Annotated in this window: 31 protein-coding genes and 1 pseudogene; 16 read left to right on the top strand and 16 right to left on the bottom strand. The window is 59.6% G+C overall.

Features of this window, described 5'->3' with window-relative positions; all coding sequences use genetic code 11:
- Position 1: 1 nt before the first annotated feature.
- Together NITMOv2_RS03860 and hisH are read right to left on the bottom strand one after the other, a co-directional pair.
- Positions 2 to 736, bottom strand: a complete 735-nt coding sequence (locus NITMOv2_RS03860) for a hypothetical protein (protein ID WP_053378636.1) — start codon at positions 734 to 736, stop codon at positions 2 to 4.
- Positions 733 to 1,341, bottom strand: a complete 609-nt coding sequence (gene hisH / locus NITMOv2_RS03855; protein ID WP_053378635.1) for an imidazole glycerol phosphate synthase subunit HisH — start codon at positions 1,339 to 1,341, stop codon at positions 733 to 735. Before hisH ends, NITMOv2_RS03860 begins: the two co-directional genes overlap by 4 nt.
- A gap of 167 nt (positions 1,342 to 1,508) precedes the next feature.
- On the opposite strand from hisH, the gene NITMOv2_RS03850 reads away from it, so the two are divergent.
- The 6 genes and pseudogenes from NITMOv2_RS03850 to NITMOv2_RS03830 all read left to right on the top strand — a co-directional run bounded on the left by NITMOv2_RS03850 (position 1,509) and on the right by NITMOv2_RS03830 (position 4,307).
- Positions 1,509 to 1,724 (top strand): hypothetical protein, encoded by a 216-nt coding sequence (locus tag NITMOv2_RS03850; protein ID WP_053378634.1) that lies wholly within the window; start codon positions 1,509 to 1,511, stop codon positions 1,722 to 1,724.
- 122 nt (positions 1,725 to 1,846) lie between these two features.
- Positions 1,847 to 2,257: a nucleotidyltransferase gene (locus tag NITMOv2_RS03845; protein ID WP_053378633.1), complete on the top strand. Its 411-nt coding sequence runs from the start codon at positions 1,847 to 1,849 to the stop codon at positions 2,255 to 2,257.
- 104 nt (positions 2,258 to 2,361) lie between these two features.
- Positions 2,362 to 2,757, top strand: coding sequence for a type VII toxin-antitoxin system MntA family adenylyltransferase antitoxin (gene mntA / locus NITMOv2_RS03840; protein WP_053378632.1), 396 nt, complete (start codon positions 2,362 to 2,364; stop codon positions 2,755 to 2,757).
- Positions 2,750 to 3,174 (top strand): annotated as a pseudogene (gene hepT / locus NITMOv2_RS24350) (type VII toxin-antitoxin system HepT family RNase toxin). Before mntA ends, hepT begins: the two are co-directional and overlap by 8 nt.
- Before the next feature lie 12 nt (positions 3,175 to 3,186).
- Positions 3,187 to 3,540 carry a hypothetical protein gene (locus NITMOv2_RS23245; RefSeq protein ID WP_145976163.1) on the top strand — a complete coding sequence of 118 codons (354 nt, stop codon included), beginning with the start codon at positions 3,187 to 3,189 and terminating at the stop codon, positions 3,538 to 3,540.
- A 260-nt stretch (positions 3,541 to 3,800) separates the two neighbouring features.
- Positions 3,801 to 4,307, top strand: a complete 507-nt coding sequence (locus tag NITMOv2_RS03830) for a hypothetical protein (protein WP_145976162.1) — start codon at positions 3,801 to 3,803, stop codon at positions 4,305 to 4,307.
- 122 nt (positions 4,308 to 4,429) lie between these two features.
- Here the strand turns inward: NITMOv2_RS03830 and NITMOv2_RS03825 are convergent, their stop codons facing one another.
- From NITMOv2_RS03825 to rho, 12 genes are all read right to left on the bottom strand, one after another.
- Positions 4,430 to 5,617, bottom strand: a complete 1,188-nt coding sequence (locus tag NITMOv2_RS03825) for a hypothetical protein (RefSeq protein WP_145976161.1) — start codon at positions 5,615 to 5,617, stop codon at positions 4,430 to 4,432.
- A 19-nt stretch (positions 5,618 to 5,636) separates the two neighbouring features.
- The gene (locus NITMOv2_RS03820) at positions 5,637 to 6,242 is read right to left on the bottom strand and encodes a hypothetical protein (protein ID WP_053378629.1); all 606 of its coding nucleotides are present in this window, start codon (positions 6,240 to 6,242) and stop codon (positions 5,637 to 5,639) included.
- A gap of 241 nt (positions 6,243 to 6,483) precedes the next feature.
- Entirely contained in the window at positions 6,484 to 6,792 is a 309-nt protein-coding gene (locus tag NITMOv2_RS22420) for a DUF2442 domain-containing protein (RefSeq protein WP_083447723.1), read from the bottom strand.
- Complete coding sequence (locus NITMOv2_RS24345) at positions 6,752 to 6,925, bottom strand: DUF4160 domain-containing protein (RefSeq protein ID WP_238590520.1); 174 nt, start codon at positions 6,923 to 6,925, stop codon at positions 6,752 to 6,754. The genes NITMOv2_RS22420 and NITMOv2_RS24345 overlap by 41 nt, the downstream gene beginning before the upstream one ends.
- Before the next feature lie 359 nt (positions 6,926 to 7,284).
- Entirely contained in the window at positions 7,285 to 7,890 is a 606-nt protein-coding gene (gene hisB, locus NITMOv2_RS03815) for an imidazoleglycerol-phosphate dehydratase HisB (protein ID WP_053378628.1), read from the bottom strand.
- Entirely contained in the window at positions 7,887 to 9,170 is a 1,284-nt protein-coding gene (gene hisD, locus NITMOv2_RS03810) for a histidinol dehydrogenase (protein WP_053378627.1), read from the bottom strand. The genes hisB and hisD overlap by 4 nt, the downstream gene beginning before the upstream one ends.
- Positions 9,167 to 9,865 carry an ATP phosphoribosyltransferase gene (gene hisG, locus NITMOv2_RS03805; RefSeq protein ID WP_083447722.1) on the bottom strand — a complete coding sequence of 233 codons (699 nt, stop codon included), beginning with the start codon at positions 9,863 to 9,865 and terminating at the stop codon, positions 9,167 to 9,169. The genes hisD and hisG overlap by 4 nt, the downstream gene beginning before the upstream one ends.
- Positions 9,866 to 9,873: 8 nt before the next feature.
- Positions 9,874 to 11,157 (bottom strand): UDP-N-acetylglucosamine 1-carboxyvinyltransferase, encoded by a 1,284-nt coding sequence (murA, locus tag NITMOv2_RS03800; protein ID WP_053378626.1) that lies wholly within the window; start codon positions 11,155 to 11,157, stop codon positions 9,874 to 9,876.
- Positions 11,158 to 11,162: 5 nt separating this feature from the next.
- Positions 11,163 to 12,050, bottom strand: a complete 888-nt coding sequence (gene prmC / locus NITMOv2_RS03795; protein ID WP_053378625.1) for a peptide chain release factor N(5)-glutamine methyltransferase — start codon at positions 12,048 to 12,050, stop codon at positions 11,163 to 11,165.
- Between the two features lie 3 nt (positions 12,051 to 12,053).
- Positions 12,054 to 13,133 carry a peptide chain release factor 1 gene (gene prfA / locus NITMOv2_RS03790; RefSeq protein WP_202967310.1) on the bottom strand — a complete coding sequence of 360 codons (1,080 nt, stop codon included), beginning with the start codon at positions 13,131 to 13,133 and terminating at the stop codon, positions 12,054 to 12,056.
- Between the two features lie 94 nt (positions 13,134 to 13,227).
- On the bottom strand, positions 13,228 to 13,434 hold the full coding sequence (gene rpmE, locus NITMOv2_RS03785; protein ID WP_053378624.1) for a 50S ribosomal protein L31: 207 nt from the start codon (positions 13,432 to 13,434) through the stop codon (positions 13,228 to 13,230).
- An 89-nt stretch (positions 13,435 to 13,523) separates the two neighbouring features.
- Entirely contained in the window at positions 13,524 to 14,771 is a 1,248-nt protein-coding gene (gene rho / locus NITMOv2_RS03780; protein ID WP_053378623.1) for a transcription termination factor Rho, read from the bottom strand.
- Positions 14,772 to 15,259: 488 nt separating this feature from the next.
- Here rho and NITMOv2_RS03775 point away from each other — a divergent pair, with 488 nt between their 5' ends.
- The 9 genes from NITMOv2_RS03775 to NITMOv2_RS03735 all read left to right on the top strand — a co-directional run bounded on the left by NITMOv2_RS03775 (position 15,260) and on the right by NITMOv2_RS03735 (position 21,831).
- Positions 15,260 to 15,661, top strand: a complete 402-nt coding sequence (locus NITMOv2_RS03775) for a DUF2203 domain-containing protein (protein WP_053378622.1) — start codon at positions 15,260 to 15,262, stop codon at positions 15,659 to 15,661.
- A gap of 28 nt (positions 15,662 to 15,689) precedes the next feature.
- Positions 15,690 to 15,968 carry a YciI family protein gene (locus NITMOv2_RS03770; protein ID WP_053378621.1) on the top strand — a complete coding sequence of 93 codons (279 nt, stop codon included), beginning with the start codon at positions 15,690 to 15,692 and terminating at the stop codon, positions 15,966 to 15,968.
- A gap of 80 nt (positions 15,969 to 16,048) precedes the next feature.
- Positions 16,049 to 17,296, top strand: a complete 1,248-nt coding sequence (locus NITMOv2_RS03765) for a tetratricopeptide repeat protein (RefSeq protein WP_053378620.1) — start codon at positions 16,049 to 16,051, stop codon at positions 17,294 to 17,296.
- A 318-nt stretch (positions 17,297 to 17,614) separates the two neighbouring features.
- The gene (locus NITMOv2_RS03760; protein ID WP_053378619.1) at positions 17,615 to 18,247 is read left to right on the top strand and encodes a carbon monoxide dehydrogenase beta subunit family protein; all 633 of its coding nucleotides are present in this window, start codon (positions 17,615 to 17,617) and stop codon (positions 18,245 to 18,247) included.
- 39 nt (positions 18,248 to 18,286) lie between these two features.
- On the top strand, positions 18,287 to 19,498 hold the full coding sequence (locus NITMOv2_RS03755) for a transketolase C-terminal domain-containing protein (protein ID WP_053378618.1): 1,212 nt from the start codon (positions 18,287 to 18,289) through the stop codon (positions 19,496 to 19,498).
- 55 nt (positions 19,499 to 19,553) lie between these two features.
- A complete protein-coding gene (locus NITMOv2_RS03750; RefSeq protein WP_053378617.1) occupies positions 19,554 to 20,462 on the top strand; it encodes a thiamine pyrophosphate-dependent enzyme in 909 nt (302 codons plus the stop codon).
- 16 nt (positions 20,463 to 20,478) lie between these two features.
- Complete coding sequence (locus NITMOv2_RS03745; protein WP_053378616.1) at positions 20,479 to 21,186, top strand: 2-oxoacid:acceptor oxidoreductase family protein; 708 nt, start codon at positions 20,479 to 20,481, stop codon at positions 21,184 to 21,186.
- Positions 21,187 to 21,206: 20 nt separating this feature from the next.
- Positions 21,207 to 21,485 (top strand): hypothetical protein, encoded by a 279-nt coding sequence (locus NITMOv2_RS03740; protein WP_053378615.1) that lies wholly within the window; start codon positions 21,207 to 21,209, stop codon positions 21,483 to 21,485.
- 76 nt (positions 21,486 to 21,561) lie between these two features.
- Positions 21,562 to 21,831: a hypothetical protein gene (locus tag NITMOv2_RS03735; protein WP_053378614.1), complete on the top strand. Its 270-nt coding sequence runs from the start codon at positions 21,562 to 21,564 to the stop codon at positions 21,829 to 21,831.
- 522 nt (positions 21,832 to 22,353) lie between these two features.
- Here the strand turns inward: NITMOv2_RS03735 and NITMOv2_RS03730 are convergent.
- Entirely contained in the window at positions 22,354 to 22,563 is a 210-nt protein-coding gene (locus NITMOv2_RS03730) for an SPW repeat protein (protein ID WP_053378613.1), read from the bottom strand.
- Positions 22,564 to 22,829: 266 nt separating this feature from the next.
- On the opposite strand from NITMOv2_RS03730, the gene NITMOv2_RS03725 reads away from it, so the two are divergent.
- Positions 22,830 to 23,807: a YheT family hydrolase gene (locus NITMOv2_RS03725; RefSeq protein ID WP_053378612.1), complete on the top strand. Its 978-nt coding sequence runs from the start codon at positions 22,830 to 22,832 to the stop codon at positions 23,805 to 23,807.
- A 40-nt stretch (positions 23,808 to 23,847) separates the two neighbouring features.
- Here NITMOv2_RS03725 and NITMOv2_RS03720 read toward each other — a convergent pair whose 3' ends face one another.
- Positions 23,848 to 24,306 (bottom strand): hypothetical protein, encoded by a 459-nt coding sequence (locus NITMOv2_RS03720; protein WP_145976160.1) that lies wholly within the window; start codon positions 24,304 to 24,306, stop codon positions 23,848 to 23,850.
- Positions 24,307 to 24,373: the final 67 nt, after the last annotated feature.

Below are 24,373 nucleotides of genomic sequence, written 5' to 3'. Positions count from 1 at the left end.
GCTACCGCGCTCCTTCCGTTCCGAACGGAAATTCCTTCAGCAGCTCATCGACGCCATATTGCGCCAACTCGTCCGCCGCCACGAAGGCGCCCCAGCGATGGAGTGCGCCCATAAAATCTTCGGTGATGGGCCGCTGACGTTCGTAGTAGTTGCCGACCCAGAGCACTTGCCCGTCCGCCGCGACGACCTTCACTCCGAACCCGACCGTCGCCGGCGGGCTTGCCCCCAAGCGGCTTCCAACCCGCTCTTGATAGACGCGCACCTGGCCGATCAACGCGGCATCGGCCTTCAATCGCTGGGCGGCCGCCGCGCCCACTGACTCAGGCGTCGTTGCTTCCGAGGCAACCGTCCTGGCAGCCTCGCCGCCTGCGAGCACGCGCAACCCCTCCTTCTTCTGAAGCTTGGCCCAGAAAAGCTGCGTGATTTTCTCCGCCGCATAAGGCGGCACGGTCACGGTCTGCCGGCGTAACGGCTCGGTATTCGACGGGACGGACACCGAAATATCGGACCGCCGGACACTGGGCGGAGCCGACAAGTAGGATTCTCCCTGGTCCTGAACCTGCGGCGTCGCGATCGAATTGAACGGCACGACGGCGATTGTCTTGATCGTATAGCGGGGCAGTTCGGCGGACGCTCTCGTCGTGACCTTCGACCCGCTGCACCCCGCTCCGATCCCAACGAGGACGGCGAAACAGCCGAGCCAGCTTATCGCCCGATATATGACGCCGCCGGTCACTTCCAGGCCCCGAAATTCTTGATCAATCGCAATCCCACCGCCTGGCTCTTCTCCGGGTGGAACTGGCACGCCACGACGTTGTCCCGCCAGACGGCCGACACGAACGTCGTTCCATAGGTCGTCGTCGCGGCCGCCAGCGAGCGATCGGTCGGCTGAACATAATACGAATGGACAAAATACCAATGGGCGCCGTCGGCAATGCCGTCAAACAACGGACACCTCCGCTCATAGCGGACTTCGTTCCATCCCATATGAGGGACTTTCAACGAAGGATCGATGCCGAATCGCTTCACCGTTCCAGAAATTAGATCGAGGCCCTTGTGGACGCCAAACTCTTCGCTTTCGGTGAACAAGACTTGCAGCCCCAGGCAGATCCCGAGAAAGGGTTTGCCCGATTGGACGGCCGCCCGGATCGGTTCAACCAAACCAAACTGTTCGATGTTCGCCATGCAGTCGCCGAACGCGCCGACACCCGGTAGGACGACATGACCCGCATTGCCGATGACCCGCGCGTCACGCGTCACCACGGCCTGATGCCCGACCGCCTCGAAGGCTTTGGAGACACTGCGCAAATTGCCCATCCCGTAGTCGATGATCGCGATCATGGGAGCCTTCCATATCTAAGAAGGGTAACAATACCGCAACCGACTCGATCCTGCCACTGTGAATCTTGGGAGACACACTCATGGCATGGCAGCCTGCACAACGGATTTCCACCCACAAATCCGGTATACTTCAGCCTACGGTGCTAACGACGAGGAGCCTTCGCCGTATGATCACCAACGCTGACCTGGTCCGAGCCTTCGAGCACGACTTCACTCGCCGAACGCCGGCCGACCATGAGGCCAACCTCCGGATCGTGGAAGCCCTGTACGAAGAGGCGCGCCTCATGGGAGCCTGGCCACCAGCCGACGCCCTTGTCGGAATCGAGACAGACATCCGCCTCGCACGAGCCCTCCGAGCCCTCAATGTTCGCCGAACTCCTTGAGCGTCTCGCAGGCGCGCTCGACCAGGCGCATCTCCCCTACATGGTGATCGGCGGCCAGGCCGTCTTGCTCAATGGCGACATGCGATTGACCCGCGACATCGACATCACCCTCGGGAGTCGACGTGGATCGTCAGGCCGACCTGCTCGCCGTCGCGACGAGCCTTCGGATCACGCCGCTGGTCGATCCTCAATCTTTCACCAGAGACACGATGGTGCTGCTTTGCTTGGACCCGGCCACCGGCATCCGAATTGATTTCATTTTCTCGTTCACTCCGTATGAACGCCAGGCCATCGATCGGGCCGCACGCATCTCGATCAGCCACGCCCAAGTGCGCTTCGCCACACCCGAAGACTTGATCGTTCACAAAATGTTGGCCGCACGCCCCCGCGACCATGAAGACGTGACAGGCATCTTACTGAAACAGCCACACCTCGATCTCGCCTACGTCCGCCACTGGCTCGTGGAGTTCGCCGCGGCAACGAGCCAGCCGCTTGTCAAGCAGTTCGAAACCCTGGTCAAGAGCCTCCAATAGCGCAGCCGGCGGGAAGCCTCTCAACATGCCGAGGACCAACACAGGCAGATTGACAGGACTAGAGTGAACCAGTAGCCTGAGCCGCACGACACAGGGTGTCCGGCATGGATGACCACGCGCTAATTGAGCACATCAGGCAGTCGGTTCCAGACCTCATCGCCCTCTATCGTTTTGGCTCGCACGCAAAGGGCACCGCTCGTCCCGACAGCGATGTGGATCTCGCCGTGTTGGCGCACACACCGATTCCGAACCTGCGGCGGTTTGAATTGGCTCAGGAGCTGGCGGTACGACTCCATCGCGACGTCGATCTTGTAGACCTGCGCACCGCCTCAACCCTGATGCGGATGCAGGTCGTCTCGACCGGAGAATGCTTGGCTTCCCAGGACCAACAAGCGCGACGCGAATTCGAAATGTACGCGTATTCAGACTACGCCCGGTTGAATGAGGAACGGCGGGCTATCATCAAGGGGATCGTCAAGCGTGGGCTCGTGTATGGCTGACGACGTCATTCTCAGCAAGGCCGCCAGCATCGAACGATGTCTTCGTCGCATCGAGGAGGAATACGCGGGCGATCAACGGAACCTCGTTGCGAACCAAACCAAGCAAGATGCCATCATCCTGAATCTGCAGCGCGCCTGCGAAACGGCCATCGACCTCGCCATGTATGTCGTGAGTCAACGGAAGCTGGGCGTTCCACAAGACAGCCGCGATGCCTTACGCTGTTGCAGACATCCGGCATCATTCCAACCGACCTCGCCAACCGTATGCAGCATATGGTCGGCTTCTGCAACATTGCCGTGCACGAATACGCCCGCCTAAATCTGGATGTGGTTCACGCCATTATCACCGAGCAACTGGACGACTTCCGGGCGTTTTCCTCGACGATCGTGAAGACGTGTTCCTCATTGTCATCCTGACTTGGAGCAAGCATGAGCAAAGCCCTCATTCTCTTTAGCAGCCTCTCACTCGCTTCTTGTTCTGCAACAGTTCCCGCGACGATCAAGTTACAAAGCAATGAAATCCTACGAGGGTCTGCGAGCGGAAGTTTGGGAAGCGATGCAGAGATTGCCGTTAGAAATATTGACGGGTTGTCGTGCGAGGGGAAAATGTTTGTCCCGTTTTCTGCGGCCAACACGGAAGGCACCATCGTCTGTAATGACAAACGAAAAGGTCATTTCATTGCTAACGGAAATGCTGAATCATGGGCCGGAGAAGGGAAACTAGACGACGGATCGACTTTCTCCATCCTAATCGGTCCGCAGAGAACAACGATCAGGTATTAAGGTTCTGAAAAAAATGGTCTTATGACCTTAAGAAAATGAACGGTTCGATATTGATCATTGGATCTCTTCTCTGGGATAACGGAAAAAGAGGAGATTGGCGCACGTCACGCCTCTCTACTGAGAAGAAGGTCTTTGTGCGAGCACCGATCCGTTACGGTCGGCGCTCAAGCTCGTGGGGGAGAACCTTCACAATGACCTTATCACCCAATGGCTCAGCAGGACGGGCAATCTTGATCCCTTGCAAGGCGCCTATTGCGGATGTGGCCGCGCTTATAGCTGAGGCAGAGGCGCTGTGGAAGGCAGAGTGGTGTAAAGCTTCTCCTGGGCAGATTGGAAGTTCATGGGGCTGCGTTGGAGTGTCGTTCCGCGCAGGGGCCGAGCTTGCAGGCTGGCTGCAGCCCTGGGCTGACCACTTTGACGCGAAGACATCCGCCGCTATTACGCCTGTGGACAGGAACGGTCTCCTTCAAATCCCGTGGCCAACGACGACGCTTGACGGTGCACCAGCGGCCGCGGACTTAATTCTTGCTACTGCCACGAAGGCAGAGAAACAGTGTCCGAGTGTAGAGGATGTCGCTGAAGCATGGCTAAAACAGAACAACGGATATGAACGCTACTTTTTTGAGAATGTGCGGCATGGTATCCGAACACCGGATGACGGTCTCATTTGGAGTAGGATCAAAGAACAAAATCCAGATTGGCTCGCCAATAGGAGTTACGGAGAGGCAGTTGCCCTGCTCGAAAGGGAGGCATTGGAAGGCCCCTAGGAGCCACCCTCGCGCAGACGAGGATCTACTCCACCAGGATAATCAGGATGTTCAGATTCACAGTGCAGATGTACAACGGCACGCAAAGGACGAGTATGTTTGAGTCAAAGTTTTGTAGCCCGCTATTTACTGGAATTGTCTTGGACAGGCAGATTGACCATTGTTCGCAAAACGTGGTTATACCGTTCTCCGAGATCGTTCAAGTAGTGCCCAAAGAAAAAAATAAAGAGGCCAGCCAGCAATAATATTGACATCTTTCCCAAGCCCGTCGAGATAGCTTTTCTCCAAGCAGCGAAAAATCTATCCTGAATATTTTTGGGAACTGAAAGATAGGCGGCTATTGCCATCATGAGAACAACAGTCCAGCCCAACGTCTGGATTGTGTGTCGGAACAAAAATAGACCGAATACAAAAAGATAGCCTGAACCGAGGATGCCTCCGTAGAATAGACTTCCAATAAAAGCTCTTGCCTCACCTTCCATAGGTGCATCAGGCTCTAACAGTATTCCGCCTGGTCTAAGCATCCAGAGAAAGAAGAACGCTGCGATGGTTCCAGCTAGCCACCAGAACGCTGTCTTGTACGAGGCTACCTGCAAATGATCGCTGACAAGGATGGCTAGAAGCATTGCAGCAAAGCCACTACAGAGCACAACTAGCAATGCTCCTGCCATCATTAGCCCTAATTGCTTATAAATCTTACTCTCTGTGATGCGCTTATAGTGATCCTCCAGGCGAAGGCGAAAATCATATTTCTGATCTCTGATCCCCAGGGCAGCAATGTCACTATATTTGATCCGCTCCCATACCCACCTTTTGCCCTTCTCCGTGGGATATCTGACAGCCATAAAGGAAGGCCCTAGGTGCTCCGAGTGGAATGGATGCATCTCGTACCTGACCGCAACATCCATTTCCCTTCCATCGAAAATTTTGATTCTTAAGACCTTGCGGTCTTTATGTGATTGCAAAACGACTGCTCGTGCTAAATCTGGTGATGCCTCAATTAGGGAAGGTGCTATTGGATCAGTTGTCCTCGACCCTGCCGGTTCACTACTCGCAGATTGCAAAGCATCCGCTTTGTCAATGGCGTCACGAGATGGCTGCCTCTCTCGGCTGCTTGCCCATCTCCATGTGATGACGAATACTGGGAAAGACAGGGCTAACCAGAGAAGTATGTTGTGACTATAAAAGCACTCGTTCATCGAAAAACCAAAAATATAGTCGGTATCACAGGGCTTCCAGAGAACAACCAGAAGCGCAATGTCTAGAATCCAAAGGAGGACAATCTTTACCGGATGCCAATGATGGATCATCGCTTTGGTATTCGCCAGCTCAGTAGCGCCCCTTCATTTCACTGAACGCGCACTGCAGCAAGTAGCCGCCGAGACAGTGGAGATATATCCGCAACGCTTTGGCGACATGCCGGATCAGCGTCACGTCCTGGCTCGACATACGGGAGATTCCTCGCCAAATGTTATGGACATTGGATCGTGGGGAGTAAGGAGTAGCAGGAGGGAGACTCAAAAGGATTGGGATCAGGCGGTTTGTCGACGTAAACATCTTCTTGAGGAAGGTGGCTTGTGCCATCGACACCCTCAGCAAAATGTCCTGCCGCTCTTGGCCATCCCACAGCGGCCACGGCATACCGGCCAGAATGGTCAACGCAGCCTGCCTCGAATTTAATCGAGCCTTGTTGGAGACAAACCACGTGATTCCTGGAAAGCTCAGAAGCGCCAGGAACTCATCGACCTGCATCAGTGAAAAGGGCGCGTGCCCTCCCGGATCGTCTAGCCTGAGAAGAGAATCGAAGCCGTTGCGGATCAGCTCGATCTCAGCAGGATCGAAGCGGTCTCCCCGCAGAGACTTGGATGTTATGCGATGAAATACTCCGTCGCGGAGCAAGGGGCTGTCTGGCGAGAGGCGATAATCGAGGGGCATGTGGCACCTTTGCGACGTGCCTTAAGAATTGCGGAATTATAAGCTATGTGCGTTCCTCCATTTCCACCATTAAGAAAAATAATGTGACGTGTAAATCAGTGTATTTTGCTTTTTCTGGCTACAACGTCCCTTCCTCGACAGGGCCTTTCCCCATCAGCCGGTCTTCCACCATCATCACTTGATCGAGGACTTCGGCGCTCCGTTACGCTGATAGCTTTTCCGATCGCGCCCTTCCAATTCATCAGCATCGCGATCTTCCTCGACTAGCTGAACGCTTCGTCCGACGCGGCTGTTTCGAGAGCAGGGGGAACTTCTCTGGATGCCTGATGGATTCCACGGCGACATCGACATCAAGATCAGGCCAATACAGGTGATCCGGATGCGGCCACTCAACCTTCAGAATTTCTGACACTGATGCATCCTTGAACCAGGGAAATTCCTTGAACGGAATAAAGAGCTCTTCGTCAGCCAGGAGCAGCCAGAATCCATGCCGTGAAATATTTGTTACCTCAGCGTCCGAAGTGCGTTTGCCAAGCGTTGCGGATTTCATTCTCGTGCTCCTCGATGAGCGCGTTTACGAGCCGAATTTGGCGGGCGGTCAGACCTGAATTGTGCGCCAGTTCAATTGCCGGTTCCAGCCAGAACTTCGCTTCGCCTCGTTCGCAATACACGTGGACATGCATTCGTGTTTCTTCACGGGAGAAGAAATAAAAGCGAAACCCTCCAGCTCGTAAAACCGTCGGGCTCAGACTGTCCCTCCACTCAGGCCATGCTTGCCGCCTCACGTTGAGCTGCAGGGCGGACGAGGCGCGAATCCCGTCAGCGTACATGGAAGGAATCGTCATTCCTCATGCACAGGACGAATCGGCGGACGGTACGCATTCGGCTCATAATCTGAGAGCGGTCGTCCGCATCTCACTATCTGTATCCATTGTTGATTGTTGCGGGTGGCACCGATCGGCGCCAGCCACCCGCAGCGGGTCCCTACACCGGGCGGGGTGCGAGGACGGCTGGGCTGATCGGTAAGAGGACCCGCGACCGCCTACAGCATCCCCTTCGTCGACAGCACTTTCCCCGCGAGCCGCTCTTCCACCATCGTGGCCTGGTCCAAAGCCTTGGCGAACGCCTTAAAGATGGCTTCCATAATATGGTGCGGATTGCGGCCGTACATGAGATTCACGTGCAGGTTCAGGCCGCCGTGCGTGACGAAGGCCTGGAAGAAGTCTTCGAACAGGCCCAAGTCGAACGACTTGATTTTCCGGTCCGGCAAATTGACGTTGTAGACGAGAAAGGGCCGCCCGCTCAAATCCACGGTCACCTGGGCGAGGGTCTCATCGAGCGGCGCCGACGCAAAGCCGAACCGTTTGATCCCCGCTTTCTCGCCCAGCGCCTGGTGCAGCGCCTTGCCCATCACGATGCCGACATCCTCCACTGTGTGGTGCTCGTCGATGTCGATATCGCCCTTCGCCATCACGGTGACGTCGAAGAAGCCGTGCTTGGCGAGCAACTCCAGCATGTGGTCGAAGAAGCGGATGGAGGTCTCGATCGTCCCCTGACCGCTGCCGTCGAGATTCCATTCGACCCGGATGTCGGTTTCTTTGGTCGCGCGATGGAGGGACGCATAGCGCGGCGCGCCGTTCTTCTTCATGAAAACCTGCTCTGGGCCGATTTCGCGTGAGCGTCGAACCCTTCGATGTTCGCCAGGCGGACCAATGGATCCTTCACCTTGGCCAGTTCCTGCTTCGTATAGTGGACGATATTGCTGACCTTGACATAGTCGTTCACCGAGAGCGGCGAAAAGAAGCGGGCCGTCCCGCCGGTCGGCAACACGTGATTCGGCCCGGCGATGTAATCGGCCACGGAGGGCGGCGTATAGCGGCCGAGGAACAGCGCGCCGGCATGGCGGATCTTTTCGAGGTAGTCGAAGGGATTGTCCACCGACAGGGTGAGGTGCTCGGGCGCGATGTCGTTCGCGACCTCGATCGCTTCATCCATCGTGCCGACGACGAAGGCGACCGCATGGCGGGCGATGGACTTCGACGCGATTTTCTCCCGCTGCAACCCTTTCAACTGGGCTTCGATCAACTTCCCGACATCCTTGGCGAGCCGTTCGGAGGTCGTCACCAAAAAGACCTGGGCGTCCTCATCATGCTCGGCCTCGCAAAGCAGGTCGGCCGCGACATGCGCCGGCTTGGCCTCGTCATCCGCCACCACCAGTAACTCGCTGGGACCGGCCACCATATCGATGCCCGTCGTGCCGTACAGCAGCCGTTTGGCGGTCGCGACGTAGATATTCCCCGGCCCGACGATCTTATCGACTTTGGCAATCGTGTTGGTTCCGTAGGCCAATGCGGCGACCGCTTGCACGCCGCCGAGCCGATAGATCTCCGTCACGCCGGCAATGTCGGCCGCGACCAGCAGGTACGGATTGATGCCCCCTTTCTGCGGCGGCGTCACCATCACGATGCGCGGCACGCCGGCCACTTTGGCCGGAATCGCGCACATCAGCACGGAGGACGGATAGACCGCCTTCCCGCCCGGCACATAGATGCCGACGGCGTCCACCGGTGTGACGACTTGTCCGAGCGTCGCATCGTTGTCCTGGTACATCCAGGTCTTGGTGCGCTGCCGTTCGTGGAAGGCGGTAATGCGTTGGGCGGCGAGCCGCAGGGCGTCGCCTTCGTCTTTGCGGATGTGGAAGTAGGCGTTCTTGATTTCCTCCGGCGTGACACGGAGGTCCTCGGGCTTGAGGCTTACCTTGTCGAATTGCTTGGTGTAGCGGAGAACGGCCTTGTCACCGCCGCGTTCGACGGCCTGGAGAATGGTACGGACCGTCTTTTCCACCGCCGCGCCGGCCGCCCGGCCCCGCAACGACGCCTTCTTGAGGCTGGGGATGAAGCTGCGGTCTGCTTGGGTGACGATCTTCATACGCGCGCCTGGCGTGATTTGACTTTGCGGCCTGGCGGCCGGCGACCGTTGCCGGATACCGGGACCTTGGTGTCGGTCGCCGCTCGGAGCCTGCGGATCAGCTCCATGAGCGGGTGGTGCTTCAATCGGAGGCTCGCCCGATTGACGATGAACCGCGCTGTCGAGTGCGCGATCACCTCCACTTCGACGAGGTCGTGAGCCTTCAGCGTGCCGCCGGTCTCGACCAAGTCGACGATGCGATCGGCCAGGCCCACGACGGGCGCCAACTCGATCGAGCCGTACAGCTTGATGATCTCGACCGGAATGCCTCGCTGATTGAAAAAGCGCTCGGTAATCCTGGGGTATTTGGTGGCGACGCGGATCTTGGACGACAATCGATCGCGCGATCCCTCTCCCCTGAGCGCGGCGACGGAGATTCTACACGCTCCGAAGCCTAAATCCAATGGCTCATAGACGTCGCTCTCCTGCTCCAAAAGCACGTCTTTCCCGACGATGCCGGCATCCGCCCCCCCGTATTCCACGTAGGTGGGAACGTCGCTCGGCCGGACGATCAGAAAGGTCGTGTCGATCTCCGGGCAGGGAAAGATGAGCCGGCGGCTCTCGCTGGACAATCCCGCGCCGGTATAGCCGGCCCGGCGGAAGAGGTCCAGGGCCGATTCGATGAGTTTTCCCTTGGAGAGGGCGATGGTGAGCATACCGTCCTTCAACCTGCCTGTGCCCCCGACGCCGCCTTCCCGCCCTTCCGGCGTTCCACGAGGCCCCCCACCGCCCGCAGCTTCTCCTCAATCCGCTCATAGCCCCGGTCGAGGTGGTAGACCCGCTGCACTTCCGTGACTCCTTCAGCCGCCAGGCCGGCGACGATCAAGCCGGCACTGGCGCGCAGATCCGACGCCATAACGGGGGCGCCGGTCAACCCTTGCCGGCCGGTCACGACGACCCGGTTTCCTTCGATACGGATATCGGCCCCCATGCGCCATAATTCCTCGACGTGCATGAACCGGCTTTCGAAGACCGTTTCCGTAATCACACTGGTGCCTTCCGCCAAGGTCATCAATGCGACCATTTGGGCCTGCATGTCGGTCGGAAACCCGGGAAAGGGCAAGGTCTTGGCATCGGTTCCCTTCAGCTTGCTCGGCACCGTCAGGCGGATGCGGTCTTTGTCCTCCTGCACCTCGGCGCCTGCTTCGCGGAGCTTCATCAGTACGGCTTCCATATGGCCGGGCCGGCAATGGGTAATCGTGACGTCGCCCCTGGTCATGGCCGCGGCAGCCAAGTACGTCCCCGCTTCGATGCGGTCGGGAATCACCTCGTGGTCTGCGCCCTTGAGCTCCCGCACACCTTCGATCGCGATCACATCCGTGCCGGCCCCCGCGATCCGGGCGCCGCGCTTGGTCAAAAAGTCGGCGAGGTCGCCGATCTCCGGTTCCTTGGCGGCGTTTTCCAGCACCGTGGTGCCCTCGGCCAAGCAGGCGGCCATCATCAAATTCTCCGTCCCGGTGACCGTCGGCGTATCGCAATAGATCCGCGCGCCTTTCAGCCGCTTGGCTTTGGCGGTGATATACCCGTGCTCGATGGAAATGTCAGCCCCTAATTTCGCCAACCCCGCCAAATGGAGGTTGACTGGGCGGGATCCGATGGCGCAGCCCCCGGGGAGCGACACTTTGGCTTCGCCCCAACGGGCGACCAGCGGCCCCAGGACCAAGACCGAAGCCCGCATGGTCTTCACGAGATCGTAGGGAGCCTCGGTGGAGTGAATGACGTCGGCCCGAATGACCGCCCGATTGTCCTCATGCGAGACCGACGCGCCCAACATGCCGAGCAGCTTGCCCATGGTCAGGACGTCGACGACGCGGGGCACGTTGGTAATGACACATTCCCCGCCGCCGAGAATGGTCGAAGCAAGGATCGGAAGCGCGGAGTTTTTGGCTCCGCTGATCCGGACCTCGCCCTTCAACCGCTCTCCGCCCGTAATAATGATTTCGTCCATGGCGGCTATCCGAGACGTGGCGCGATCAGGATCCGTTCGATGCCGGCTGCGTCTTCGACTGTACGCAGCGGACCGTATCCTCCGGCCCGTTCAGCGATCCGGCGGACAACGGACGCTTGCCCCTGCCCCGCTTCCATCATCAGCAACCCGCCGGCAAGCAAGAACGGCTGCGCTTCCCGCAACAGCCGTTCATGGAGCTCCGTACCCTGCGGTCCGCTGACCAGCGCCATGCGGGGCTCAAACAGCCGGATTTCCGGTTGCAAACCGGCCCAGTCGGCTTCGGCGATATACGGCGGATTCGAGACGATGACATCGACCCGGCCGATTCCCTTCTCCGATAAGGGCGCCAATAGATCTCCTTCGAGCCATTCGATCTTGTCGGCGACCCCGTGTTTGGCCGCATTGGCCCGCGCGACGGCAAGCGCGGCCGGCGATCGATCGACGGCGACGATTCGGACGTCGGGCAGAATCGTGGCCACCGTCACGGCCACGCAGCCGGAGCCGGTGCCGACATCCACGACGATCGAGCCTGGTCTCAACGTGCCCAGGCGGATCACCTCCTGGACCAGCAGTTCCGTTTCCAGCCGCGGGATCAACACCGCCGGGGTCACCTGGAAATCCAGGCCGCAAAATTCCTGCATCCCGAGGAGGTATTGCAGCGGCTCCCGGGCGGCGCGCCGGGCAATCAACGACCGGGCGCGGCTCCACTCAGCGGAGGAAAGCGGCCGTTCCGCTCCCGTCGCCAGTTCATGGCTCCGGAGGCCCAGCGCCTGCGCCAGGAGCCACTGGGCCTCTTGCACAGCGTTCTCAATGCCCGCGTCCCACAGGACGGTCCGTGCCCAGCCGGCCAGACTCCCGACCGTCTTGGCATCTGCTGGGGCCCGCGCGCTCATCGCTCAGACCTTGGCGGTTTCCGCCTGCTGCTGTTGCGCCTTCAACGCCTCGACGATCTCGTCCAGATCCCCCTCCATCACCAGTTCCAACTTATGCAGGGTGACACCGACCCGGTGATCCGTCACGCGATTCTGCGGAAAGTTGTACGTCCGGACTTTCTCGCTGCGCTCGCCGGTGCCGACCTGCGCTTTACGGTTCTGAGCGATCTCGGCTTCCTGTTTTTCCCGCTCCGCCTCGACGATGCGGGCCCGCAGGGTCCGCATGGCTTTGTTGCGGTTCTTGAGCTGCGAGCGTTCGTCTTGGCAGCTCACCACCACGCCGGTCGGAATGTGGGTGATCCGGACGGCCGAATAGGTCGTGTTCACGCTCTGTCCGCCCGCGCCCGACGAACAGAAGGTGTCGATGCGGAGATCTTTCGGATCGATATGGACCTCGACTTCGTCGACTTCCGGCATGACCGCCACCGTGACGGTGGAGGTGTGGATGCGGCCGCTGGCCTCGGTCACCGGCACCCGCTGGACGCGATGCACGCCGGCTTCGTACTTGAAATAGCCGTATGCCCCTTTGCCTTCGATCAAGGCGACGATATTCTTGTAGCCTCCGATGCCGGTTTCGCTGGCTTCGACCGTATCGACCTTGAGCCCTTTTTTCTCCGCGTATTTCGTGTACAGGCGGAACAGTTCGCCGGCGAACAGCGCCGCTTCGTCGCCGCCGGTGCCGGCGCGGATTTCCAGCACCAAACTTTTTTCATCGCGGGGATCTTTGGGAATCAGATACGGCCTGGCCTGCTCTTCCAATTCGACGCGTTGCCGCTCCAGCGCCGCCGTTTCCTCCGCCGCCATCGTATGCAGCTCGGCGCCGGCGGACGGGTCCGACAGGATCTGCGCCGCTTCCTCCGCCTGCTTGGCATAGCTTTGATAGCGCTCGAACAGGACGGCGACCGGTTCCAGCTCGGTGCGTTCTTTGCTCAATTTCCGAAGCTGCTCCGGCTGGCTGACGACGGACGGATCCATGAGCTGATCGGTCAGCTCATGAAACCGGGCGGCCAACGCTTCCCACTTCTTCAACAACGCCGCTTCCATACCCTCCTGTCTCGTTCACACACGCCGAGCGCAAAAAGAAAAAGACCCTGCTCCGGACGCGAAGCAGGGTCTCTTCTTATGACCGTCGGGGGAGCTACTTGCCCTTCTTCGCGTACTTTTTCTTGAACCGTTCGACACGCCCTTCGGTATCCACGATCTTCTGCGTGCCGGTAAAAAACGGGTGGCAGTTGGAGCAGATGTCGACGCTGACGTCGCCGATGGTGGTGCGTGTCTTGAACGAATTCCCACAGGCGCAATGGACTGTGGCTTCCCGATAGACGGGATGGATGCCCTTCTGCATGACCTGCGACTCCTTACTCCCTGAGTGCCTTGGCCCCACGCCAAGCGCGGCACACTTTACCGAAGCGCGCGGCAAGAAACAAGCGCCTCTTATCGGTTCATGGACTGCAAGAACTCCTGGTTCGTCTTGGTGCCCTGGATTTTGTCCATGAGGAACTCCATGGCTTCCATGGTTCCCAACGGGCTGAGCACCTTCCGGAGGATCCACATCTTGTTGAGTCGGTCGCGATCCACCAGCAGCTCTTCCTTGCGGGTGCCGGACTGACTGATGTCGATGGCCGGGAAGATGCGCTTGTCGGCCAACCGCCGATCCAAATGCACTTCCATGTTGCCGGTCCCTTTGAACTCTTCGAAGATCACGTCGTCCATGCGGCTCCCCGTATCGACGAGCGCCGTCGCCATGATGGTCAGGCTGCCGCCGTTTTCGATATTGCGCGCCGCGCCGAAGAACCGTTTGGGCCGCTGCAGCGCGTTGGAATCGAGACCGCCCGACAGGACCTTGCCGCTGGGCGGGGCGATCGTATTGTACGCTCGCGCGAGACGCGTGATGCTGTCCAACAAGATGACCACGTCTTTCTTGTGCTCGACCAGCCGCTTGGCCTTTTCCAAAACCATCTCGGCCACCTGCGCATGACGCTGGGCCGGTTCGTCGAAGGTCGAGCTGATGACTTCGGCCTTGACCTGCCGCTGCCAGTCGGTGACTTCTTCGGGCCGCTCGTCGATGAGCAGCACGATCAGAGTCACCTCCTTGTGGTTTTTCAAAATCGCGCGCGCGATGGCTTGCAGCAACATCGTCTTCCCGGTGCGGGGCGCCGCGACGATCAAGCCGCGCTGGCCCTTCCCGATGGGCGTCGTGAGGTCCATCACCCGCGTGCAGTACTCCTCGCGGTCGAACTCCAGATTGAGCCGTTCTTCCGGATAGAGCGGCGTGAGGTTGTCGAAGAGGATCTTGTCCCGCGCGACTTCCGGATCCTCGTAGTTGACCTTCTCGACCTTCAGCAGCGCGAAGTAGCGCTCGCTTTCCTTCGGCGGCCGGATCTGGCCGGAGACGATGTCGCCGGTGCGGAGATTGAATCGTCGGATCTGCGAGGGGGAGATATAAATGTCATCCGGGCCGGGAAGGTAATTGGAGTCCGGAGCCCGGAGAAAGCCGAACCCGTCCGGCAGGGTTTCCAGCACGCCCTCCCCGAATACTACGCCGTTCTTCTCGGTCTGAGCTTGCAGGATCGCAAAAATCAGCTCCTGCTTCCTCAGATTGGCCGCCCCTTCGATCTTGAGATCGCGCGCCACATCGTTGAGGTCGGCAATGGACTTCTGTTTGAGCTCCGCAAGATGCATGACTTCCCCCTTAGCAACTGACATACGACTCCTCTCGAGCCTCCGGCTCACTTGAATGTCGAACACGCCCTCGATCTGACTGGTCCATACGAACTGCGGTTTAAGTATCGATGCTGCGATTGACGATGGTGTATCTGGATAGAACCCTGTGAAGGGCCCGCGCCGTGTTAGTCGTGCAGGCTGAGATGTGATCGATTATGACGACCCGGGAATAGGACGAGAACGAAACCTCCTGCCGGTCTGCCGTTCCTACAGTCACGCGCTTGCGAGATTTAGTTCGAGACAGGTTCCGGAGTTGATTTTTTTTGGGAGAGTATCGCCTAACCGGGAATGCTACGGTGGATGATACCCACGGGGTCATCCGCTTGTCAACTCCATCTCTTCTTTTGCCGATCATTTCTTCGCCGGCTTGGATTCTCCCTCCGTTTCCGACGGTGGGGTCGGCGCCGGGTTGATCCCCGGATTTGGACTGTGCTACACCACCATCCATGGCACAGGATGATGAGGAGAGCGGCCCCGAACGGGTCTTTTCGCTGTTCGAGGCCAATCAGCTGATTCCGCAGCTTCAATCGCACCTCTCGCAGGTGCAACGGGGAAAGTCCGTGCTGCTCCGAACCCGGGACGAGGTGCGGAAAGCGTCCGCTCAGGCCAGCCTCGGCGGCGGGACGTCGGTCGGAGCCCACTATGTCAAAAGCCTCCAAAGCGTCAGCGCCAATCTTCAGGCGATCCAAGAGTTGGGCGTCCTGGTGAAGGACATCGATATGGGGCTCTGTGACTTCCCTCACGTCCGCGACGGACGAGTCGTGTATCTCTGCTGGAAGATCGGGGAAAAGGAAATCGGCTGGTGGCACGAGACCAGTACGGGATACAGAGACCGCTGTCCGCTTTAGGCGCCGCTGCCCACCTCACATACCGGACATGAAGTTCGTGATCATCGGATACGATGGCCCTGACGGCGAGGCTCGACGCAAAATTCATCGTCCCGCCCACCTGGCGAATCTCGAGCCATTGGACAAGGCGGGGCGGGTCATCCTCGCCGGTCCCTTGACCGACAAGGCCGGCAGCTTACTGGTGCTCGACTTCGACACCAGGGAAGAAGCGGAACTGTTCGCCCGAACCGACCCCTACACCCTGCATGGCGTGTTCGAACGGGTGGAAATCCATCCGTTTCTGCAGGTGCTCCCCAAGGAAGCATAGCGCCCCTTCTCTGCCCGCCGCCTTTCTACCCATACCTCCGGTGCATTGTCGCCCTGGGAGCCGAGCGGTATAGTTGGAGCATGTTCGCGCTGCTTGTCGCCATCCTGGATGCGAGTCTGCTCCTCACCGGAACCGCGCTCGCCGCTGAGACCACGATCATTGCGGAAGGCCATTACGTGATGGCCGACGGGGACACTCTGGCGACGGCCGAAGAGCGGGTGCTGCAGCGGGCGAAACGGCGTGCGGTGGAAGAAGCGGGCGTTTACCTGGAGTCCACCTTCCACGATGTGGAACAAAGTATCCACGGCCGGAGCACTCAGATCAGCGCCTTGGAGATTCGCACCATCGCCGCCGCCGTGACGAAGACGGACATTCTGGAGTCCCGCCGATCTATCGAGAACGACCGTCCCCGTTTTTTCGTGCGGATCCGAGCCGTCGTGAATCTCGACCATCTCCAGGACGCGATCAACCGATGGAAATCCGAGCGACAGCTCGCGGAACATTTCCGCCAACTGCAAAAAGAGAACGCTGAGCTCAAGGCGCAATTGAGAGAGCTGCAAGCTCGCCCGCCGGGAGTCGGCATGCTCATCATCGACCCGGCCCCGCACAACAGCGTCCAAGCCAAGAGTCTGCTGGACCGCGCAGTCGAGTCGCATAACCTCCGGCAGAAGCTGGAGCTCACCTCGCAGGCGGCGGCGTTGGACCCGGACTCGCCCGACCCCCTCATCGTGCGGGGCCAGACGCTGCTTCGGCTGGTTTCCATAGCCTATTCCAATCAATCGAAACCCAGCGAGTACGCGCGCTACATCGACGAGGCCCGCATGGATTTCGATCGGGCGTTGCGGGCGGACCCGAAGAACATCTGGGCGCTGCTCGGACAAGGGGATGTCCACACCTGGCTCGACCGGCCGGACGCCGCCGCCGCGTCGTACGAACGGGCGCTTCAACTCGATCCGTTTTTCGACGTGGCGCGGCAGCGGCTCATTGCTCTCTCGACGACGAGCGCGCGCAAGCTCATGGCGACCAAGCACTGGTCCGCCGCTCTGGCGGTGTTGAACCGGCTCCTGCAGCAGACACCGGCGGAAAGCTGGACTCCCTACCTGAAGGAGGCCTTACTTCTGAGAAGCCAGCTGTACCACAAGCTCCATCAGCCGACGGAGGCCGTCGAAGATCTTACGCTGGTCCTCCAGGCCGACCCGTCGAACGCCGCCGCCTTGCTGGCCCGCGGCAACCTCTATCGCGAACTGTTGCAGGGCCGGCCTGCGAAGGATGACTTCGAGCATGCGTGCCTGCTGGGGGCGACGCAAGCATGCGAGCAGCTGCCGTGACTCCATAACTTGCCGGTCTTCGGCCATTTTCGGCCGCCGGCCCCGTCAGGAGTTCCGAGAGACGCGGTTTGACAACCGAAAAGTTGGACACCTATAATGCGGCCTCCGCACCGGTGTTCGATCCGCGCTCAGACTGAAGCGACGCGTTAGTTCCAAAGGCCTAAACCCATTCCGCTCGGTAGCCCAAAAGCTCCCTTAGGTGGGCCTTCTGCGAGGTTGCGGAACGGAGGGGAAAAAGCTTACAGTGTAAAGAAACCAAGCCTGTGAAAAACCGTTGATCTTGGGCGATCTCAACCTTTTACTCGGAGTGAAGCCGTGATGAGTGATTATCGTGTGCTCCCGGGTCCCGAACATTTCCTCCCGCCAGCCGCCGCCAGCATGGGCATTCGGTTGCCCAATCCCGGGGAAGCTCACATCAACGGCGTCATCGTCCCCGAGGAGAAGGCCTACGAAGAAGCCGCCAAACAATTCCTCATGGCCAGCGTGCCGACGATTTTTCCGGGCCCGCTCGTCCTCTGGGCCTGGAACGAAAAGGCCGCGAAGAAAGCCACGGCCGTCCGGCATCTCTACAACACGCTGAAGGAATGCGTACAGCCGGGCCAGAAGCCCATGCTGATTCCGATGCCGGATTACCGGCCCAAGTATCCCAAGATCAATCCCGAAGTCGAAATCAATCCCAATCACCCCAATCTCACCATCTGGCACAACAAGATCGACTGCTGCATGTTCATCGGCGTCCACTGCCATCAGGCCAACCTGTCGCTGAAGATCATCCGCGGCGGCACCTCGTGCTACACGATCGCCATGTGCGCCCAGGCCGGCCATGAAGACGCGATGTTGTCGTTCCGAGACGCCTCGGTGGAGAAGATCATGACGCTGGCGGATTGGGTGAAAAAGCTAAAAGGAACCGTCCAACCGAGAATAGCACGTAAGAACGGAGCCACAAACTAGCCGTTTGGGAATCCTGAGCCGCGAAAGGAGGCTGGAGCCATGGCGGAAGTCAAATCCCTCATCGGGACGCAAAATAAGAAGGGCCAGACGTTTACCGACCCCTGGAAAATGCTGCACGAGGCGCCCAGGACCCCGTCGTTCTTTACCGGCAGTGAAGTGATCAAGGAAGCGATCCGTCGCGCCAGCTGCGACGTGATGATCGCCTATCCGATCACCCCGCAGAGCGAAGCCGCGGCTCTGATCGGCGAGCTCTTCGCCGAAGGCTATATCGGCGATTACTTCCGCGGTGAAAGCGAATTCGCCGTGATGTCGCAGTGCGCCGGCGCCGCCTTCGGAGGCGCCCGGGTGTTCACCACGACGGCGGGACCCGGCACGATGCGCGCGATGGAGAACTTCCCGATGTGGGCTGGCGCCCGGCTGCCGATTCAGATGATCGTCACCTGCCGGGGGATCAATTCGCCGCTGTCCATCCAGCCCGATACGCTCGAAATTTCGTACCTGCTCAACACCGGCATGCTGGTCTGGCACGCCGAGACGGCCCAGGACTTCTTCGACTGGATTCTCAAGGGCTACATGGTGTCCGAAGAGCCGGACGTGCATCTGCCGCTCGCGCTGTGCTGCGATGGCTTCTTCGTCACGCATACCAAGGACGTCGTCAACCTGACGCCGGCGGATATGTGTCTGCCGCCGTACGATCCCTATCGGTCGCCGGTCCCCTGCATGGACATGGAATGCCCGCCGGTGCGCATGATGCGCGATCCCTTCGTGATGAAGAGCAACTACATCAGCTACGCCACCCACGCGAGCTGGCAGCAGGAAATTTGGGCCGCCATCGAACGATCCCGCAAACACTCGATCTATTGGCTGAACGGATTGATCGATACGGAGAACACCGATGCCGACATCATGATTGTGGCGTCAGGCACCGCGGTGTCGCAGGGGCGCGAAGCGATTCGCATGTTGGAGGATGAAGGGGTTCGCTGTGGTCTCGTGAAGGTCAAGACGCTGCGCCCCTGGCCGGAGGAAGAAATCCGGGAAGCCACGAAGAACGCAAAACATATCTTCGTGCCGGAGTTCAATGTCACCGGCTGGCTGGCGAAGGAAATCCGGGCCACGATTCCGAACCATCATCGCGTCCATGCCGGACCGCACGTCTGCGGAGGCATGACGATGCCGCCGGAAATCATCGTATCGGAGATCAAGACGGCTCTGGGGATGAAGACCTTCTCCCTGGCCGGTCGCGGAAGCTGAGCAGTCCACATCCAACGCCAGTTCGCTCCCTACGGGCGGATCTGAGGAGGCATACATGAGTAAAGAACGAATTCAAATCTCCGAGGCGCTCTACGACATCATGCCCTCGGATTATCAAGATCTCGTCAAGAGCGCGACGTACGGCAAGGAAGACCGCGGATGGAAGGACATCGGCAACACCAAGGAGCTGATCGAGCAACATTCGCTCTGCGCCGGCTGCCCGGAGTCGATGGCGTTCCGCTACATCCTCGCGTCGCTGCCCAATCCGGAAGACACGGTCATGGTGGGCTCCACCGGCTGCACCAGCCTCGTGTTCCCGATGGTGGCCGTCCATAACATTCACTCGCTGTTCGGCAATCAAAACGCCATCGCCTCCGGACTGAAGCGCGCCTTGAGCGTCCGATTCCCCGGCCGGGTCAAGGACGTCGTCGTCCTCGCCGGCGACGGCGCCACCGTCGACATCGGGCTGGACATGACGCTCCAGGCCTGGTTCCGTCAGGAGAAGTTCACCACCATCTGCTTCGACAACGAGCTCTACGCCAACACCGGCGGACAGGAGAGCGGCCTGATGCAGAAGGGCTTCGTGGCCAAGATGGCCCCGGTCGGCAAACTGTTCGACAAAGTCCGGTTGCCGGAGATCGCCCGCGAGTCCGGCTGCCACTATGTCGTGAATTGCACCGTGAGCAAGCCGTCCTTGGTGGAGAAAGTGATTCGCAACGCGGTGCACATCGCGCGGGAGATCGGCCCGACCTATCTCCAGCTCTATACGCCCTGCATCCTGGAGATCGGTAAGAACAGCATGGAAGGCCTCCAGGAAATGCGCGATTCGGAGAAGCCGACCGAGCGGTTCGCCTACAAGGAATATGTCAGCGAACCGGCCAAACAATTGTTGGCCGAGCTGGCGGCGAAGGACAAGGAACGGAAGGCGGCGGCGAAGCAGTTGGCGGGGCAGGCGCAAGCCTAATCACCGGAGGTTCATCATGATCAAGAAGCGACTCAACATCCGGATGTCGGGCTTGGGCGGGCAAGGCGCCGTGACGGCGGCCCACGTCATGGCCATGGCCGCCAACAAGGACGGGAAGTTTTCCATTTCGAATCCCTTCTTCGGCGCGGAGAAGCGGATGGCGCCGGCCGAGAGCTATTGCCGCATCGGCATCGAGCGGATCTACGACCGCGGCGAGCTCGTGTTTCCCGACGTGATCGAAGTGTTCCACCCCCAGGTGATCACGATGGGCAAGAGCTACACGATGCCGTTCTACTCGGGCATCAAGGAAGGCGGAGTCGTGATCATCAATTCCGGCCAGCCGTTACTGTCCGAAGAAGACGTCCAGCGCCTCAAAGATTTGAACGTCGCGACGTTTTACATCGCAGGTACCGAGCTCGCCATCGAGATCGCCGGGACCGAGCTGTCCACCAACATGACGATGATCGGGTCGGTCGCCGGCATTACGAAGTGCGTGTCGATGGAGGCGCTCGACAGCGCGTTGCAGGAACGATTCGGCAAGAAATTCGTGGCGTCAGGCGGGACGGCCTCGTTGGACGAAGCCATCAAGAAAAAATTCGCCAAGAAGGAAATGCTGCTGGCGAAGAATCTGGCGACCGTGAAGCGGGCGTATGAAATCGCCAGCGAATGGGCCGAAAAGAACAAGGTCGAGCTGCGAGTCGGCAACCCGGCCGTCGCGGCGTAAGTATAAAGGAACCACGTTGCATGTATAACGTTGCGCAAGTCATCGACGAGAAGTGCACGGCCAAGAAGGGCTGCCGGCTCTGCATCATGTATTGTCCCGAGGCCAACTGCTTGGACCTCAACTCCACAAAGATGGTGGCCGAGGTCAATATCGACCGCTGCAAGGGCTGCGAGCTCTGCGTCGTCGTCTGCAACGCGGCCAAGCACGAGGCCATCGTCATGCAGGCGGTCAGCGCGACCGGCCAACTGATGTCAAAGAAAGGCGAATCCGCCGCGCTGGGCCAAGCCTATCAAGGGTAAGCCGATTGGTATCGGCCTCAAAACCCCATAGCGCCGCCGCTATGGGGTTTTTTGTTGCAGTCATGAGAGGTGGGCCATGGAAAGCGAAGACAATGTACTGAACGAACTCCTGCACGAGATTGCCGGCCTCATCAATGAATATCCCAAAGCCATCGAGCGCCGCGCCGCGGCCATTCAAGCCACCGGCAAGGACCCCGAGCTGGTGCAAAAACTCGTGAAGGCGGCGGATACGATGCGCGACAGCGGGAACCTCTACCTCACCTGGGCCAAGCACTACGCCGCCATGGCGGAAGGCAACACCGACGCGTCCTCCGACGAGGACGAGACCGAAGACTTCGACGTGTAAAAAAGCACTCCCCTTCCACACTGACTTTTGCTAGAATGCAGCGCTCTTCCAAGTGAAACCTTGTTCCCCGGTAGCTCAGTTGGTAGAGCAGCCGGCTGTAAACGTTGCAGCTTCCACAGGAAACTGTGGTTGAAACTTCGGGTGAATTCAGGGAAGCCGTCCCCGCCGTGCGGAACGGTAATCCTGAGCGAAGCCTGCCGAACGGTCCATCGACAGATGGTGTAGGTAGGAACGTGCAGAGACTAGAGGCTGAGGAGCCGATCCAATAAGGCCTCGCTAGCGCCCGACACCCTCCCCTGGCAATTCAGGCGGGTGAAGAGATAGTCCAAGCCCAGTCGAAAGACGGGGGTCCTTGTAACCGGCTGGTCGCAGGTTCGAGTCCTGCCCGGGGAGCCAATCTATCGCCACAGGGCACTCTCTCCTCCCGTCGAGTGCCCTGTGGGCTTTCTTCATCACTGGCCTCCTGCGTCTGATCTTCCCTGTTCACCGCACAAGCCGGCGAAGGCCACCCTTCGAGTCTGCTTATCGATGTTGGGCCTGCATGCCGGTCCCCCAACCATGGTGCCGAACTTCTGCAATTCCCCAGAACAGCGAACCAAGCAACATGACGACACCGACAGCGATGTCGTTGTTCATCGCGATCTGGGTATCCGCGTAGCCGAGGACAAACGGCGCCGCGATGAGCCAGAGCGCGACGATGGCAATGACCCACGGCATGTACGAGTATTTCATACCAGCTCACCTCCTTTTTCCGACAAGCCCTGACGCTACATCGTTGGCACCGCAAGAGTACAGGTGATGCCACTTCGATGGCTCAAGGCTCTGGCGGCGTGGAAGCTGGAAAGGAAGGGCAGGGCTATGGCAGCTGTTCCGGATGGTGACCCCACCCCTACATCCAGTCCAGCCTGTCGGATGCAGCGATAAATAATCCTGCTTTGCCTCCGGTCAAGAGGGCCAGCACCTAGGGGACTTGAGCCGGTTTCGGGTAGAATCGGTCCATGATCACCGATCAATTTTTTCCGCACCCGCTTTTTCGCAATCCGCACCTCATGACGCTGGCGCCTCGGTACTGGCCGCGGAACAGCCTCTTAAGAGCCGTCCCGCAGGAATGCCGACTATTCACCATTGAACCGGGGACGCAGCTGCGGGGCATCTGCCATTGGCAGCCGGCTCGGGCAACCTGCCCGACAGTCGTCCTCGTCCATGGCTTGGAAGGCTGCAGCGAGTCGCACTACATGCGCGGGATTGCGGCGAAAGCTTACCGCGCCGGCTGCAACGTGATCAGGATGAATCAGCGCACTTGCGGCGGAACAGAGCACCTGACGCCGACCTTGTACAACAGCGGCTTGAGCGGCGACTATCGCGCCATCGTGCGAGAGTTGGCCGAGCGGGACGGCCTCGGCCGGATCTGGTTGATCGGCTATTCGATGGGCGGGAATTTGATCCTCAAGGCCGCCGGGGAGCTCGGCGGATCCCTAGCGGCGCTGGCGGGAGCCGTCGCGGTCTGTCCCAACATCGATCCGACCCAATGCGTTGCGGCGCTGGAAGCGCCGCGCAACTGGCTCTACCATCGACATTTCTTAGGGGGACTGAAGGCTCGCCTGCGCCGAAAGGCCGCGTTGTTTCCCGGAAAATGGGATCTCAGCGGACTGGAGGGCATCGCTCGAATCAGCGACTTCGACGACCGGTACACGGCGCCGGACGGGGGGTATCGCAGCGGCGCCGACTACTACGACAGAGCCGGCGCGCGCCATGTCCTCGGATCGATCGGCGTCCCTACGCTCATCATTACGGCTCAAGATGACCCCTTTATTCCCTATGCCATGTTCACCACTCCGGCAGTACACCGCCACGATCACGTCAGGCTGATCGCACCCCGCCATGGCGGCCATTGCGGATTCTTTCAGTGGAGCCGGAACGGCGAGGATCCCTACTGGGCCGAGAATCGCATTGTCGAGTTTGTACGGAACCGATGAGCCCGGCTGCGCCGAACGGCGCAGCCGGTGGAACTGAAATCTAGGCGGCCTTGCGCAACTTGCGCCCTTCGGCAGACTCCATCAGAGGCGCACACTTGGTGATCCAGCTGAAGACCAACCAGGCCGCTGAACCGACGATCCCCGCGATGAAGACCCAGTTATACACGCCTCTCGCCGTCTTGCCGAGGAACGGCCCGCAGACCAACAGCACCACGCTGTAGGCCAACGCAATCGTGACGAGCGTCGCCGCCGGTTGGATCAGCGGGCGAAACGGCGCCAGCCATTTCCATTCCTCCGGCAGATCGTTCGCCAGTCGCCGGGCGCTCAACCAGGCAATGGCGACTGCGGCGCCATAGCCGAGAAACTGCACGAGATCGGACGCCTGCAACTTCCCGATAGACGACGACCGGAATAACGGAATTTGTCCCAGGACCGCAGAAAGAAGGACCGTAAATCCGATGGCCACTCCATACTCCATTGCCCACTTCCGTGCTTTCATAACCCCTCCTGAGCGGCATCATCGCCGCGTCCGTACAGAAGCATAGCATCCGCCCGGTTTATCCTGA

The organism is Nitrospira moscoviensis (assembly GCF_001273775.1).
GTDB classification, from domain to species: Bacteria; Nitrospirota; Nitrospiria; order Nitrospirales; family Nitrospiraceae; genus Nitrospira_D; species Nitrospira_D moscoviensis.
The sequence above is the reverse complement of the archived record's forward strand: the minus strand, read 5'-3'. Positions and strand labels throughout refer to the sequence as shown.